The organism is Serratia sp. A07, from assembly GCF_058725505.1.
This window is the reverse complement of record NZ_JBZXDO010000001.1, coordinates 262,239-278,023: the sequence shown is the minus strand read 5'-3', so window position 1 is coordinate 278,023 and position 15,785 is coordinate 262,239. Positions and strand designations below refer to the sequence as shown.

The window sequence follows — 15,785 nt, the reverse complement described above, 5'->3', positions numbered from 1 at the left end:
CGCATGGGATCGCGCATTTGTGAGAATCGTCAGGCGGCGGCCGCGTTGTTTACTAAACAGTAAGGCGGGGCGGGAGGTTATGCTGAGATGGGGCAAACGTCCGGCGGTGTCTCGGCGGCCTGCTGGCGGAATTTTCCCGGCGTCAGGCCGAAGTGGCGGGTGAAGGCTTTATGCAGCGCCACCTCCGACGAGTAGCCGGCCTGTTCGGCGATACGGCTCAGCGGCAACGCCTGGCGCGCCAGCAGCCGGGCCGCCAGCTGCATGCGGATGGCGGTGAGGGCCTGCAGCGGCGTTTGCTGCGTGACCTGACGAAAGACGCGGGCGAAGTTGGCGCGCGACATATGGGCCCGTTCGCTCAGTTCCACCAGCGTCCAGGGGTGTTGCGGGCGGCGCAACATCTGTTCAACCACGTTGCCCAACTGCGGATGCAGCAACGCGGCGACCAGATTGCCGCTCTGATTCGGCTGGGCCAGCCAGGCGCGGATCGCCAGCGCGAACAGCAGCGCCATGGTCTGGCTGACAATGGCGTTGTGCCCCTGGCCCTGTTGGCTGAACTCATCGCTCAGCAGCTGGCCGGTCGCCTGCAGCAGCGCCAGCTGCCCCTGTTGGCGGCTGTTGAACAGCAAACATTCCGGCAGGCTCGCCAGCAGCGGCGATGCGCTGTGCGGCAAGATTTGCACGCCGCACAGCAGGTGCGTGGCGCTGTCGGCCCCCTCCGGCAGCAGGCGATGGGCGGAGTTGTGCGGCAAGAACAGCAGGCTGCCTTGCTCCAGCGGTACCGGGTGGCCGCCGGGGATCTCCAGCCGACAGCTGCCCGCCAGCACCATGTGCCAGCGGATCTGACTCCACTCCCCGGCGGCATGCGGCGAGCGCCACTCGCCGCTGAAATGGCAATCACGCGCCACGTAACCGCGCATGTCGTTAAGCATCAACAGTTGGCTGAGCGGATCCATTTTGAGACTCCTGGCTAAGAAGCTGATTGTTTCGGCAATGGGCCGGCGTAATGCGAAGCACTAAGATCGGTTCGATAGTGCAGCGATGCGGAGGGCGCCGCTGCGATGCATGAGTTATCAATGACATGGAGCCGGTAATGAAAATACTATTCTTTCTGAGCAAGGGCGACAAGCTGGGATTAACGCTGATTCGCCTCAGCATCGCCATCGTCTTCTTATGGATTGGCCTGCTCAAATTCATCCCTTACGAAGCGGACAGCATCACGCCGTTCGTCGCCAACAGCCCGCTGATGTCGTTTTTCTATGACATGCCGCAGGACTATCAGGCGCACCTGACGCACGAAGGCGAACTGAACCTCGCCGCCCGCGCCTGGCAGCAGGCCAACAATACCTATGGCTTCTCCAACGGCCTGGGCGTGGTGGAGGTGGCGATCGCGCTGCTGGTGCTCGCCAACCCGTTCTCCAAATGGCTGGGGCTGTTGGGCGGCATACTCTCCTTTTGCACGCCGCTGGTGACGCTGACCTTTTTGATCACCACCCCGGAGGCCTGGGTGCCCGCGCTGGGCGATGCGCATCACGGCTTCCCTTATCTCTCCGGCGCCGGGCGCCTGGTGCTGAAGGACACGCTGATGCTGGCGGGTGCGGTGATGATCATGGCGGATTCGGCGCGCAGTGTGCTCGAGAAACAGTGGCGGGGGAAGGTCGCATGAGCGTCATGAACCGGGCCGTGGCCGGCAGCCTGATGCTGCTGGCCTGTTCTGCAGTGGCGGAGGGGACAATGGGGCAAGAAACCCGAACGGTAGAGAGCGCCTACGCTTATCAGGAAACGCGTCAGCGCATTATCAGCACGGCCGAGCAGAAGGGCGTGACGCTGTTTGCCGAGTTCGATCACGCGAGAGCGGCGCGTGAGCATCATCTGACGATGCCGCCCACCACGGTGCTGGTGCTGGGCAACCCGCTGGCGGGCACGCCGCTGATGCTGGCGCGGCCGGCGTTGGCGCTGGATCTGCCGTTCAGGGTGCTGATTGCGCAAGACGAACGGGGCAAAACGCAGGTCAGCTACCACCCGGCGGAAAGTCTGAAGCGGAGCACCGGGGCCGACGAACGACAGGTCGCGGCGCTGAGGCCGTTGGAGCGGTTAGTTGAGGCCGCAATACGCTGATTGACCGGCGATGAACATCACGAGACGAGGCGACACAATGTACGATTATCAGGCGATTATCATCGGTTTTGGCAAGGCCGGCAAAACGCTGGCGGCCTTTCTGGCCGGGCAGGGATGGCGCGTGGCGATGGTGGAAGCGTTGGCGCAGATGTATGGCGGCACCTGCATCAACATCGGCTGCATCCCGACCAAAACGCTGGTGCACGATGCCGAGCTTCACGGGCCGGGCGAACAGGCGTTCAGCCAGGCGATGGCGCGCAAGCGGCAGGTGACCGGTCTGCTGCGGGAGAAAAACTACCAAAACCTGGCGGGGCTTGAACCGGTCACGGTGATCGACGGACGGGCGGAGTTTATCGATCCGCACCGCATCAGCGTGCAGGGTGCGGCGGGAACGCAGGTGCTGAGCGGCGAGCGCATCTTCATCAACACCGGGGCCGTCAGCCGCTGGCCGGCGATCGACGGGTTGGATCGTTCGCAGCGGAGTTACGACAGCACCGGCTTGCTGCAGTTGACGCAGCGGCCCGCGCGGTTGGGCATTATCGGCGGCGGTTATATCGGGCTGGAGTTCGCTTCGATGTTCGCGCAGTTCGGCAGCGCCGTAACGGTATTCGAAGAGGCGAGCGCGTTGCTCGGCCGGGAAGACCGCGATATGGCGCAGGCGATACAGCAAATCCTGAGCGACGCCGGGGTGAGCTTCACGTTTAACGCCGGCGTGAAGCAGGTGCGCGATGTGGAAGGGGGCGTTGAGGTGGTGCATCAGGGCGGCGTGCAGTCGTTCGATGCGCTGCTGGTGGCGGCCGGGCGCGTGCCGAACACCGCCGGTTTGCAGCTGGCGCGCGCCGGAGTTGAGACGGATGAGCGCGGGGCCGTGCGGGTGGATGCGCAGCTGCGCAGCAGCGTGCCGCATATCTGGGCGCTGGGGGACGTCAACGGCGGGCCGCAGTTTACCTATATCTCGCTGGACGATTTCCGCATTGTGCGCGACAGCCTGTTCGGCGCGGGTAAACGCAGCACGGCCGATCGCGGCGCAGTGCCTTACTCGGTGTTCATCACACCCAGCTTCTCGCGCATCGGCCTCAGCGAAGATCAGGCCCGGCAGCAGGGGCGCGACATTAAGGTCACCACGCTGCCGGCGGCGGCGATCCCGCGCGCCCGCGTGTTGGGCGACACGCGCGGCCTGCTGAAGGCGGTGGTCGATGCGCAGACCGGCCAGATCCTCGGCGTGGCGCTGCTGTGCCGCGATGCCCACGAGATGATCAACATCGTCAAAACGGCGATGGACGCCGGGCTGCCCTATACCCGGCTGCGCGATCAGCTGTTTACCCATCCGACCATGAGCGAGTCGCTCAACGATCTGTTTGGGTTGATAGGGTAAAGCGGGGCGAGAGGGGCGGCGCAGATGAGTGAGATCTGCGAAGCACCTCTCGTTTATCGCCCTTCGGGGCGGCGGGTTCTGTACTATTGTTTTCTCTTTGCGGCACGTTCCAGGCCGATGGGGCGCTGGGCGCAACGGAGATCACAGATGAACAAACGGGAATTAGAAAGCGCGATTGTCACCGATTTTTCCAAACGCATGAGCTACGGCGACTACCTGTGCCTGGACTCGCTGCTGGACTGCCAGCACCCGCTCTCCAACCCGCCGCATCATGACGAAATGCTGTTCGTGATACAGCACCAAACCTCCGAACTGTGGATGAAGCTGATGCTGCACGAGCTGCAAGCGGCGGTGCGGCTGGTGCAGCAGGACAAACTCAGCCACTGCTTCAAAATCCTTGCGCGCGTCAAACAGATCCAACGGCTGCTGTTCGAACAGTGGGCGGTGCTGGAAACGCTGACGCCGTCGGAATACGTCGAGTTTCGCGACGTACTGGGCAGCTCGTCGGGCTTCCAGTCGCATCAATACCGCTCGATCGAGTTCCTGCTCGGCAACAAGAATGCGGCGATGCTGGCGGTGTTCAGCAGCGATGCGGAAAAACACGCCGCGCTGAAGGCGATCCTGGAAGCGCCGAGCCTGTACGACGAATACTTGCTGTACCTGGCGCGCCACGGCCTGCCGATCCCGCAGGAGTGCCTCGAGCGCGACTGGACGCAGCCCTACCAGCGCAACCCGGATCTGCTGCCGGCGTTCAAAGTGATCTACGACAACCCGCAAACCTACTGGGAAGCCTATGAAATGGCGGAGAAGCTGGTGGATATCGAAGAGAGTTTCCACCTGTGGCGCTTCCGCCATATGAAAACGGTGGAGCGGATCATCGGCTTTAAGTCGGGCACCGGCGGTTCCAGCAGCGTCAGCTTCCTGAAAAAGGCGTTGGACCTGACCTTTTTCCCCGAGTTGCTGGACGTGCGCACCGAAATTGGCGCCTGAAATAACGTGGGAGGATAAGGGCGATGAGCGTGAGGATTATCGATAAGGCGGCGGAGAAGGTGGTGGGGGTCAGAGTCGTGGGGCCGTATCCACAGACGATCCCGCAGGGCTCGCAGCAACTGCTGGCATGGCGGCAGCGCCACGGCGTGCCGTTCGGCAAATGGCTGGTGCTGTATTGGGACGATCCGGCGGAAGTGGCGCCGGAAAAGCTGCGCGCCGACGTGGTGATAAGCGTCGCGGACGATTTTGCGCTGCCGGCGGGCAGCGAGGGCGTTACCGTGCAGACGCTGCCCGCCGGGCAGTATGCGGTTTACCACGTGCGCATCAGCGATGGCGACTTCGAGCGGGTGTGGGGCGAGTTCTATCAGAAGCTGCTGCCGGCCAGCGGCTACCAGCCGGTTGAGGGGGTGAGCTACGAACACTATCTCAACGACTGCGAAGCCGACGGCTATTTCGACCTCGATATTTACCAGACGGTGAAGAAGTGGTGAGGGTGGGGTGATGCGAAGGAAGGCTGAATCGATAGTATGTGCCGATTCAGCCTGTGATTGTCATTCCTGTTCGATGAAGGAGCGGCGGAAAGATGGGGGATAATCCCGATGGCGGTATTTACATATCGGCCAAGGCCCATCTTACTGCTTGGAGATTATTCGGTGACTATTTCACCCACTCCCCTTTCTGATTCATTAATATTTTACCATCTTTTATGACTGTCAGGGTGTTATCAGTTTTACTGAGCATATAAGTTGTTGAGGCGTTTTTAAATTCATAACCAATGATTGGGCATGGGGCTGTATTGCAATCAGCTCGTGTCGCTTTGCCCTGTAAAGTTAAAGCGGCGCCATCTTTTTTACGTTTTCCATAGTAAGTTGCATCATTACAATCGCCTTTACTGGAGCAAATGGTCGTGAGTTTGATAGAGAATGACTGCGTATCAAAATATTCTTTTGTCGCCCTCATCTTTTTTCTTTCGTTGATTGTGGCGAATTGCATGTTTTTGAAGCGTTCAGCCCAATGCTGAATCTCCTTATTCATGGGGGCATCTTTATCAGAAGATTTGTAATTTATGACATCAGAGTCAGGTACAACCCAGGCAGCATAAATTTTCCCATCGGGATTGATGACCAAAGCAGAGGCACTTTCCAGGTAAAGATCCTTCAGCCAGCCTTCAGCAAATAACCCCCCGCCAGGGACTGAATGAGGTTCACCGAAAACATCAAAATTGCTGATGTATTTCTCATAGTCCTGACCCAGTGTGCTTTTGAGACTGTCAGTGACTGCTTTATCGTTAACAAGCCCGCTTACTGTGCTAATTTTGTTATATTGCAACAGGTTTATCGCTGCTGTGGATTCAATGGAACAGAGTAAAGAAACAGTAAATAATGCAGGTAATAAGATCTTTTTGAACATAAATCACTCGCTTGATAACTTTAAAAATTCTTCTGCTTCCCGGGCATACCGCTTTTGCAGGCCATTACCATAACGGGCCCACCAGTTGTACTGTTTACCACCCTGCGTCGTGATGGTATTCCCATATATTGCTTTATCGTATTCTACCCGGGCTTTAAGTAAATTATCCTGAAAGTTTTCCGATGACATGCTTTCAATTTTGGATATTGCCTCTGGTGTTAAGGTATCAGCCTTAACTATTCGTCCGGATTCCATGGAGTTCAGGATCGCTTGTGCGCCAGATGAACCACGCATATGCGCCAATGAGGTTATTGCCCCTTGTTTTCCTGGATCGGTAAAATTCAGTGCCCCGGCAGACTTCGCCGATGCACTCATTGCTTTGGATACTTCCTCAAACTCTTCAGCGCTGCCTTGGCCATATTGGTTACGAGCCGCGAGGATCTTGTCATAGGCAGTGCCATTCCCTTGTCTGAATCCGTATAACTCACGCCGTCCACCTTGTTCTCCAGCACCCCCTTCAGAAGCCATGACCGATTCAACAACCCGATTATCAATTCTACCGGGTTTTGTTGTCGATTGAGCATTCTGCGTGATAGATGGCGGTACTGTCGCCGCCGCCCGAGGGGCGGCGTTATCCGGCTTTCCCGGCGTACCACTCGCCTCCGCGTTCGGGAACAGCTGATCGACGGCGCTCTGGATCGCCGCCTGATGGCCGCCGCCCGGTGCGGCGGTGCGTGCGGCGCCGCCGGGCTGGTTGAGATCCAGCTGGCCGCCGGTATTGATCTCTCCGTCCTCTTTCACCGTGATATTGAAGCTGGTGCCGGTGATGTTGATTTGGCCGTTCGCCAGCAGCTCGATCACGCTTTCGCCGCATTCCAGCCGCAGCGATTCGCCGGAGCCGAGGGTAAAGGCGTTAACCACGGCGTCGCTGCGGGTTTTGCCGGTCAGCGCGGAGGCATCGCCTTTGACGCCGGTGGCCTGATTGAGCACCACCCGTTTGATCTGGTTGCCGCCCACCAGGTGGGTGTGGTCGTTATCGATGGTGTGGCTCTCATCGTTTTTGACCTGGGTGTCCATGTTGCGTTCCGCCTGGATCCACACCTGTTCGGCGCCGGCCTTGTCTTCGAAGCGCAGGGCGTTGGCGTTGTCGGCGGTGCCGTCCTTGGTGCGGCTCATAAAGCCCATCTGGGTGGCGGCGGCCGGCAGCGCCCACGGCGGCATGCTGGCTTCGTTATAAACGCGCCCGGTAACGATCGGCCGATCGGGATCGCCGTTGATAAAGTCCACCACCACTTCGTCGTTGACGCGCGGGATCTGCACGCCGCCGTAGCCCTGGCCGGCCCAGGCGCTGGAGACGCGCACCCAGCAAGAGCTGCCGTCGTCCTTCGGCCCGAAGCGGTCCCAGTGGAATTTCACCTTGATGCGGCCGTATTTGTCGGTCCAAATCGATTCGCCGGCCGGGCCGACCACCCGGGCGGTCTGCGGCCCGTGGGTTTTCGGCCAGGTGGCCTGCTGCGGCGGGTGCCAGGGCACGTCCGCCGGCAGCACGACGAAGTCGATACGGTGTTCGCTGCTTTGATCGTCGCCGCTGGCATAGCGGTTCTCTTTCAGATGGTAGTTGGCCTGCAGCGTCAGGTACTCGCGGTTGTCGTCGGCGTGCGGGGCGTTATACAGCGTAAAGGTGCTGCCGGGAGCGATGCCCAGCGCGGTGGCGGTGCCCCGGATCTGCTGATGTTCGGCCTGCCAGGCTTCCTGGCGCACGCGGGCGTAGAACTCCCCCTGCTGATGCTCGGTGTAGCGGCCCGGCCAGTCGTAGACGTCAATCTGCCCCGGCGTCGGCGAGACCGGGTTTTGCCGCGCCTGGAACAGCCAGGCGTTCGGCTTGCGGAAATCGTAGTCGTCCAGGCTGTAGATGCCCGGCGTGACGCGATCGGACAACGTCCACTGGCTGATGCCTTCCTCGCTGGTGCTGCCACCGGACGGCGTCAGGTGATAGGGGATCATCTCGTAGCCGGGATAGGGCTGGTGGTGGTGGGGCGCATCCCCGAGCACCAGCGTGTGTTTGCCCATCTCGTGTTTGAAATAGTAATAGATGCCCTCCAACTCCATCAGGCGGCTGATGAAGTTGAAGCTGCTTTCGTTGTACTGCACGCAGTAGCCCCACAGGCGATAGTCGCCGGTCAGCTGATCTTCCAGCTGCACGTTGTGCTCCGCCAACAGGGTCTTGACGATCTGCGGCACCGTCTGTTCCTGGAAGATGCGGAAGTTGCGATCCTTGGTCATCGGCCACAGATCCGGCTGCACGTGCAGGCTATACACCGCGTAGCGGGTGCCGCCGATCTCTTCGCTGCTGACGGCGATGGCGGTGATCTTGCCGTTCAGGTAGCGCGGGGCGCTGAGAAAGCCCTGAGTCGGGATCTCCAGCGTCAGCGGTTGGCCGAGCAGCGCTTTGCGATCGAGCCGCGCGTCGGTGCTCAGCAATTCAATAGAGAAGTCGAAAGGGGTGGAAAGCGCTTCGATGCCGTCCAGTGAGCGGAACAGCAGCTGCTCCTGGCCCAGCGGCGTGTGCGCAATAATGCGATCCAACATGAGAACGTCCTCTGTGATTGACGTCGTGTTCTGCTTACCCCAGCGTTGCAGCGGCCTTGCCGCGCGGCCAATGAGGGTGGGCAGCGGTGCGTCAGTCTCATGAAATAGGGGAAACCCCGCCGCGGCGGGGCTTCAGAACGGAATTAACCGGCGGTGGCCGGATTGACCAGCCAGGTGCCGGCGGTGTCGATGCTGAGTTGCTGCTGGCGGAGCCGATCGTTGTGGCGGATCTCCAGCTGATAACGGCCCGGCGCCAGATTCAGGCTGGCGAAGCCGTTTTCACCCGGCGTTACCTGCTGCGGCTTGCCGTCGAGGCTGACCTGTTCGCCCGGCTGCAGTTTGAAGTACACCAGCGCCACCGGCTGCGGTGGCGGCGCCGCCTTTTCTGGTTCCACCGGCGCAGATGGCGCGGTTTGCGGCGCGCTCGGCTGCTCCGTCAGGGTTTTCTGCGCCGGTGACGCCTCGGTATTTTGCGCTACGGCCTGGGCATCGTCTTTGCCGCCGCTCAGCCAGGCGACGGCGCCGATCACCAGCAGCGCCGCGACGCCGGCGCCGGCCATCATCGGCCGCGAGAATTGGGTGCTGCGCGCGGTAACGGCGCCGGCTGCTGCTGCTGCGGCAGCCGGGTTGGCGGCCACCAGCAGGTTCTCTGGCGCGGCGGCCGGGGTGCTGACGATTTCGTTTTCATCGGCGATCGGCAGCTGCAACAGCTCGGCCATTTCATCGATGGTCTGCGGACGGTCTTCCGGCTTCAGCGCCAGCGCGCGGTCGACGGTGCGCAGCAGCTCCGGCGAGTAACCGGCGGGGCGACGCTCGGCCAGCGGCTGGTAGCTGTCTTCGATGCTGCGCACCACGCTGACCGGCGGCGGCGAACCGACGATCAGCGTGTGCAGCACGGCGCCCAGCGCGTAGATATCGGTCCAGGGCCCCTGTTCGCCGTCGCTGTTCTCGGTGTACTGCTCGATCGGCGCGAAGCCCGGTTTGAGCATGATCTCCGTTTCGTCCGACAGGTTGCCGATCTCTTTGCGCGCCGACCCGAAGTCCAGCAGCACCGGCAGCTGGCTCTCCTGAATTTGGATGTTATCCAGCGAGATGTCGCGGTGCAGGTAGCCTTCCTGATGGATGGTGTTGATGGCGCTGAACAGCGGCGGCAGCAGCCGACGGATCCACGCCTCGTCGATCTTCTCCGGCTGCTGCGCCTGCAGGTTCTTCAGCGTGGTGCCGCTGTAAAACTGGGTGCCCATGTAGGCGGTGCCGTTTTCTTCCCAGAAGCGCAGCACGTGCAGCAGGCCGGGGTGCGAGAAGCGGGCCAGCAGGCGCGCCTCCTGAATAAAGCTGTTCAACCCGGCCTGGAAGGTTTTGCCGAAGCGCTCGCCGCGCAGCCCGATGCTGAGATCGTCGTTGCGTTTCGCCAGCGAGGTCGGCATGTACTCTTTGATAGCGATGGTGCGTTCCAGTTGGTGATCGTAGGCGCGATAGACGATGCCGAAGCCGCCTTCGCCGATCGCTTCCTGGATCTCGAATTCGTTGAACCGATAGCCGCTCGGCAGGCTGTTCGAATTCGGTTTGGTTATCCCGGTTCCCGACATAGTGATGACTCTCTGTGTTCAAAGGGCCGCCGTCTCGGCGGCCGCGGCGTTATGCCTGAAATTGACAAATGAATTCGTGGTTCTGCAGCGCGATATGCAGCTGGCGATAGCGCTGGTCGTTGGCGCTGCCGGTCAGCAGGGTGTGGCTGATCTGCGGCAGCAGGGTGTTGGTCAGGATGGCGTCGACCATGCGGCCGCCGGACTCCACCTCGGTGCAGCGGCTGACGATCTGCTCGATGACCGCGTCGTCGAAGGTGCAGACGATGTCGTGATTCTCCGCCAGGCGACGCTGGATGCGCCCCAGCTGCAGGCGCACGATGTTGCCCAGCGTGGCGTCGGTCAGCGGGTAATACGGCACCACCAGCAGGCGGCCGAGCAAGGCGGCCGGGAACACCGACAGCAGCGGCTGGCGCAGCGCGCCGCTCAGCGCTTCCGGCTCCGGCAGCAGCTCCGGATCGCTGCACAGCCCGGCGATCAGCTCGGTGCCGACGTTGGAGGTCAGGATGATGATGGTGTTGCGGAAATCGATATGGCGGCCTTCGCCGTCCTCCATCCAGCCCTTGTCGAACACCTGGAAGAAGATTTCATGCACGTCCGGGTGCGCCTTCTCGATTTCGTCCAGCAGCACCACGCTGTAGGGGCGGCGGCGCACCGCCTCGGTCAGCACGCCGCCTTCGCCGTAGCCGACATAGCCGGGAGGCGCGCCTTTCAGCGTCGAAACGGTGTGCGACTCCTGGAATTCGCTCATGTTGATGGTGATGACGTTCTGCTCGCCGCCGTACAGGGTTTCCGCCAGCGCCAGCGCGGTTTCGGTCTTGCCGACGCCGGACGGCCCGGCCAGCAGGAACACCCCGACCGGCTTGTTCGGATCGTCCAGCCGCGCCCGTGAGGTGCGCACCCGGCGGGCGATCAGATCCAGCGCATGGCGTTGGCCGATCACGCGCTGGTTCAGGGTGTCGGAGAGTTGCAGCACCGCCTCAATCTCGTTTTTCACCATGCGTCCCAGCGGGATGCCGGTCCAGTCGGCCACTACCGCCGCCACGATGTTGGCGTCAACGGCGGCGAAGATCAGCGGCGCTTCACCCTGCAGCGCGCTCAGTTGCTGCTGCAGTTCGCCCAGCTGGGCGCGCAGCGCGTCGGCGTCAGGGCGCGCCTGCGTCTCTTCTTCAGTAGACTTTTCTTCCTGCCGGTGCAGCTGGGCGCGCAGTGTGATGATCTCTTGGATCAGCGCCAGCTCCTGCTGCCAGCGGTCGGTCAACTGTTCCAACTCCTGGCGCAGCGCGGTCAGCTGGGCTTCAATCTCCTGCGGGCGCAGGGGATCGCCGATGCCCACCTTGGCCTCGCGGCGGGCGATATCCAACTCTATCTGCAGCGCATCGATGCGGTGGCGGCAATCTTCGACCTGGGCAGGCTCGGCGTGTTGGCTGACCGCCACGCGCGCGCAGGCGGTATCCAGCAGCGCCACCGCCTTGTCCGGCAGCTGACGGGCCGGAATATAGCGATGCGACAGCCGCACCGCGGCGTCTACCGCTTCATCCAGCAGCAGCACGTGGTGGTGTTGCTCCAGCGGGCTGACGGTGCTGCGCAGCATCAGCAGCGCCTTGTCTTCGCTCGGCTCCTGTACCTGGACCACCTGGAAACGGCGGGTGAGCGCCGGATCCTTCTCGATGTATTTCTTGTATTCCGACCAGGTGGTGGCGCCGAGGGTGCGCAGCTGGCCGCGCGCCAGCGCCGGTTTCAGCAGGTTGGCGGCGTCGCCGGTGCCCTGGGCGCCGCCGGCGCCGATCAGGGTGTGAATTTCGTCGATACACAGGATGATCGGCGTCGGGCTGGACTGCACTTCGTCGATCACCGCCTGCAGCCGTTTTTCAAACTCGCCTTTGACGCCGGCGCCGGCCTGCAGCATGCCGATGTCCAGCAGGCACAGCTTCACGTCGCGCAGCTGCGGCGGCACGTCGCCGGCCACGATGCGCAGCGCCAGGCCTTCCACCACCGCGGTTTTCCCGACGCCGGCCTCGCCGGTCAGCAGCGGGTTGTTCTGGCGGCGGCGCATCAGGATATCGATGATTTGCCGGATCTCTTCGTCGCGGCCGGCCACCGGATCGATCTCGCCGTTGCGCGCTTTGGCGGTCAGGTCCTGGGCATACTGCGCCAGCACGCTTTCACCGCTGCGCGGCGCGCCGGATACGTTCTCGGCGCTGCTTTCCGCCGGCGCATCCTGGGCGTTTTCCGCCGAGTGAGCGGTGATGGCGGCGAACTGTTCCATCAACAGATCGGCGTTGATGCGCTCGAACTGCGGGGAAATGGCCTTCAGCAGATGGCGCAGGCTGTAGGTTTTCAGGATGCCGAGCAGCAGGTGGCCGCCGCGGATGCGCGCCGCGCCGAATTTCAATGAGCCATAGACCCAGGCGCGTTCTACCGCGCTGTCGATGTGCTCGGACAGATCGGAGATGGCGCTGGCGCCGCGCGGCAGGCGGTCGAGCGCCTCGACGATGTCGCGCGCCAGCTGCGCCTCGTCCAGCGCGAAGTGGCGGACGATCTGCTGCAGATCGCCGTCCGGCGATTGCATCAGCTGATGCAGCCAGTGCGCCAGTTCGACGTAGGGGTTACCGCGCAGCTTGCAAAACGCCGTCGCACTTTCCAGAGAGGTGAATAACAGGCTATCCAGTTTGCCAAATAATACCGAGCGGCTGATTTCAGACATGGTTTTCCTCAGGTCTCAGAGTGGCCTGGCGCCGCAGGGCGCCGGCCGAAATAGGGTCAGAACGGATTTTCCAGCGGTTCAGGGCTGAAGATCAGATCGTCGAGATCGCGTTGCCGCCGATCGTCGGCCAGCCAGCTGCTCAGGCCCAATCGTTGCGCGCCGCCGAGCTGGAGGCCGTGCGCCTGTTCCTTTGCCAGGATCAGACGGACTTCCCAGACGAACTCGATGCCCAGGTATTGGCGCACCCAGTCGCGCAGCTGCCGGCACAGGTCGGCGCCGGGCAGGAAGCGGTCATAGTCCCGCTGCGGCATCGGCCCCAGCTCGATGCGGAATTTGTGCTGAATATCGCGCACCGCGATGCCGAGAAAGGCCGACTCGCCGAGCCGCGGCGCACCGCGCCCGGCCTTGAGCCGCGCCTGCTCGCGCGGTTCCACCCGCAGCCAGTGCGGCACGTTCTCGACGATGCGCACCGGCACCTTGAAATACTGCTGCAAAATCTTGCTCAGGCCTTCCGGATCGCGGCTGTGGCGAATCAGATGACCGGCCATAAAATGTTTGGCGTGGGCGTTGATGCTGTCACGTTCCTGCTGCGCCGGCTGGCCGATGCCGATCAGGCTCGACAGGTATTCGTCGAAGCGCCGGTTGTCCGGGCGATCCAGCGACACCGTCGGCTGCGCGTCGGCCCAGGCGCGGTAAAACAGCAGCGTCAGCCGGTGATGGAACAGATTGGTGAACGCCAGCAGGGTGGTGTCCTGATGGTGGTACACCCGTTCGCGCACGTATTCGGTCAGGTGCAGCGGCAGCGGCCCGTTGGGGCCGAACAGGCCGAAGCTGAAGATCGAGACGTCGTGAAGCGGGCTGTTGGCGCGCGGCGCCACCTGCGCCAGCGTGGAGGGCGCGAACGACAGCGACGGCTCCTGGCCCAGGCGCAGCATCTCGTGACGCGGCAGCGGCGCGCGCCCCAGCAGGTAGGGTTGGCCGCCCTGGGCGTCGATACGGCGCAGCAGCTGAAACAGATCGTGCTTGTAAGGCGCGCTGCGCAGCCGCGGCCAGAAGTCGTCCGGCAGGCGATACAGCGCGTTGATCTGCGGCGGCGCCAGTTCGGTGGCAATCATCTCCGCGCTCATATCAGCGTCCTTTTGCCCATGCGCGCCTGCCAGTGGGCGATTTCGCCGCGCTGCTGGCTGGAGAGCGTCATCTCGGTGAAGGTGTTCATCGCTACCAGGCGCGAGAACAGGCGCTCCAGCACGCTGCCGAGTAGGTAAGGGCTGTTGCCGGAGAACGCCTGCTCATCGACCGTCAGATCGATGGCGATGCCGCGCGCGAACACGATGGGGCCCGGCTCCGGCACTCGCCGATAGACCGGCCGCAGGTTGCAGTGGCGCACGCCCTGGATCTGTTTGGCGATCGCCGGTTCGCTCAGGTTACCGTACAGCCCCATCAGCTGGCGCAGGCTGGCGGCGCCCTGTTCCGGATCGCCGTCCATCATGCTGAGGTAGTTCAGCTGCAGCTGGCTGATCAGCCGCCAGGTGATCATGCCTTCGGCCAGCGCCGGGCGCGGCGGAGTGGGGCCTTTGCGCAGCGAGACCTGCTTGATCGGGATCGAATCGGGCATCACGAAGTTGCCCTGATCCTGTTGCAGCAGCATCAACGGCAGGTCGCGGCTGGTGCACAGCACGTCGGCGGTGAGGTATTTCAGATCGCTGTGCCACGGCGATTGCCGCTCGTCCACCAGCGACACGAACACTTCCGAACCGGCATAGCCGGTGCGGGTGCCGTAGCGGCGGGCGTGCTCCGACAGCGTGCGCTGTTCGCGCCGCAGCGAGAAGTAGGCGCCATAGTTGCCGTCGTCCGCGCTCAGGGTGCTGTAAAACGGCCGAAACTCTTGCTCGTAGCGTTTTTCGCTGGCGCTGCCGCCGAGCCGCTGCACCGAGAACACTTCGTAATCCAGCGGCCGGATATTGTCGACCACCAGATGGTATTCGTGGTTTTTTTCGTTGATCGCGATGCGTTCGGCGACCTTCGGAAACAGGTTGATCACCGGCGTGCAGTGCAGCGCCAAATGGGCGGCGTCGACCACCCGTTCCAGCGCGGCGTCGTGCCGATCCAGCAGCACCACGATCTCGAACTGGCGCAGCGCCTTTTTCCCTTCGCGCACGCTTTGCAGCAGCGGGCGCAGGCCGTTGACGCTGAAGAACTGGAAGCGTGCCGGGAAGGCGAAATATTCCTGCAGCAGCCGGTAGCCTTCGAAGTTGCGCAGGTCGTTGGGCAGCAGCGCCTGATCGGCGGCGAAGCCCTCCTGCCGCAGCCCGTCCAGCGCCAGCGCGCGCCGCTGCGGCTGCGCCTCCACCGTTTGGCAGACAAGCCCGACGCTGTGCTGCATCAGCAGTTCCAGCAGCTGCTGCGCCTGCATGTCCGGCCCGGCCAGGTAAAACATCAACTGGTCCAGCTGCAGGTTGTTGAGCGTCACGCTTTCGTAGCACTCGAGACGAATGCGCAGCGCGCTGACGCAGCCGCTGTGCTGCAGCCCCAGCGAGGCCAGCGGGATATCGGCCGGAATGCCGCCCAGCTCGACGCCGGCGATGCGCACCGGCTGCAGCGTGACGTCATGGGCGGTGGTGTAGCTGCAGGTGATGCCGCTTTTCTTCAGCGTCTGGCTGTCCATCATGGTGCCGCGCGGCACCACGAAGCCGTTGCTGATGTCGCCTTTGCTGCTGTCCGGCTGCAGCTCGGCGATCGCCATCGACGGCGTCGGCGACAGGTAATTGGGGTAGATGATCTCCAGCAAGCGCTGAGAAAAGCGCGGGAACTCGGCGTCCATTTTCAGCTGCACGCGCGAGGTGAGGAAGGCGAAGCCCTCCATCAGGCGCTCGATATAGGGATCCGCCACGTCGATGCCGCGCATGCCGAGACGGCCCGCGACCTTCGGGTACTGTTCGGCGAACTCGGCGCCCATCTCACGCAGATAGGCCAGCTCGCGGTTGTAATAGTCTAAAAGTTTACTGTCCATCGC

Annotated in this window: 12 protein-coding genes; 5 read left to right on the top strand and 7 right to left on the bottom strand. The window is 62.5% G+C overall.

Annotation, left to right across the window (positions count from 1 at the left end; translation table 11 throughout):
- Positions 1-77: 77 nt before the first annotated feature.
- Positions 78-953 carry a cupin domain-containing protein gene (locus AC4PR2_RS01390; RefSeq protein ID WP_070914622.1) on the bottom strand — a complete coding sequence of 292 codons (876 nt, stop codon included), beginning with the start codon at positions 951-953 and terminating at the stop codon, positions 78-80.
- Positions 954-1,090: 137 nt separating this feature from the next.
- Here AC4PR2_RS01390 and rclC point away from each other — a divergent pair, with 137 nt between their 5' ends.
- From rclC to sbmC, 5 genes are all read left to right on the top strand, one after another.
- The gene (gene rclC / locus AC4PR2_RS01385) at positions 1,091-1,663 is read left to right on the top strand and encodes a reactive chlorine resistance membrane protein RclC (protein ID WP_197657866.1); all 573 of its coding nucleotides are present in this window, start codon (positions 1,091-1,093) and stop codon (positions 1,661-1,663) included.
- Positions 1,664-1,731: 68 nt separating this feature from the next.
- Entirely contained in the window at positions 1,732-2,115 is a 384-nt protein-coding gene (locus AC4PR2_RS01380; protein WP_330113589.1) for a DUF302 domain-containing protein, read from the top strand.
- A 37-nt stretch (positions 2,116-2,152) separates the two neighbouring features.
- Positions 2,153-3,490, top strand: a complete 1,338-nt coding sequence (gene rclA, locus AC4PR2_RS01375) for a reactive chlorine resistance oxidoreductase RclA (RefSeq protein ID WP_337046606.1) — start codon at positions 2,153-2,155, stop codon at positions 3,488-3,490.
- 147 nt (positions 3,491-3,637) lie between these two features.
- Positions 3,638-4,480, top strand: coding sequence for a tryptophan 2,3-dioxygenase (kynA, locus tag AC4PR2_RS01370; RefSeq protein ID WP_492174838.1), 843 nt, complete (start codon positions 3,638-3,640; stop codon positions 4,478-4,480).
- Positions 4,481-4,503: 23 nt separating this feature from the next.
- On the top strand, positions 4,504-4,971 hold the full coding sequence (gene sbmC, locus AC4PR2_RS01365) for a DNA gyrase inhibitor SbmC (protein ID WP_060420699.1): 468 nt from the start codon (positions 4,504-4,506) through the stop codon (positions 4,969-4,971).
- Positions 4,972-5,137: 166 nt separating this feature from the next.
- On the opposite strand, the gene AC4PR2_RS01360 is transcribed toward sbmC, so the two are convergent.
- From AC4PR2_RS01360 to tssF, 6 genes are all read right to left on the bottom strand, one after another.
- The gene (locus AC4PR2_RS01360) at positions 5,138-5,890 is read right to left on the bottom strand and encodes an Ivy family c-type lysozyme inhibitor (RefSeq protein ID WP_197802876.1); all 753 of its coding nucleotides are present in this window, start codon (positions 5,888-5,890) and stop codon (positions 5,138-5,140) included.
- 3 nt (positions 5,891-5,893) lie between these two features.
- Positions 5,894-8,479 carry a type VI secretion system Vgr family protein gene (locus AC4PR2_RS01355; RefSeq protein ID WP_197802875.1) on the bottom strand — a complete coding sequence of 862 codons (2,586 nt, stop codon included), beginning with the start codon at positions 8,477-8,479 and terminating at the stop codon, positions 5,894-5,896.
- Positions 8,480-8,622: 143 nt separating this feature from the next.
- Positions 8,623-10,068 carry a serine/threonine protein kinase gene (locus tag AC4PR2_RS01350; RefSeq protein ID WP_197795214.1) on the bottom strand — a complete coding sequence of 482 codons (1,446 nt, stop codon included), beginning with the start codon at positions 10,066-10,068 and terminating at the stop codon, positions 8,623-8,625.
- A gap of 49 nt (positions 10,069-10,117) precedes the next feature.
- Positions 10,118-12,772, bottom strand: a complete 2,655-nt coding sequence (gene tssH, locus AC4PR2_RS01345; protein WP_492174837.1) for a type VI secretion system ATPase TssH — start codon at positions 12,770-12,772, stop codon at positions 10,118-10,120.
- Positions 12,773-12,828: 56 nt separating this feature from the next.
- Complete coding sequence (tssG, locus tag AC4PR2_RS01340) at positions 12,829-13,899, bottom strand: type VI secretion system baseplate subunit TssG (RefSeq protein ID WP_048234377.1); 1,071 nt, start codon at positions 13,897-13,899, stop codon at positions 12,829-12,831.
- Positions 13,896-15,782: a type VI secretion system baseplate subunit TssF gene (gene tssF, locus AC4PR2_RS01335; protein WP_102779168.1), complete on the bottom strand. Its 1,887-nt coding sequence runs from the start codon at positions 15,780-15,782 to the stop codon at positions 13,896-13,898. The genes tssG and tssF overlap by 4 nt, the downstream gene beginning before the upstream one ends.
- Between the last annotated feature and the right edge of the window lie 3 nt (positions 15,783-15,785).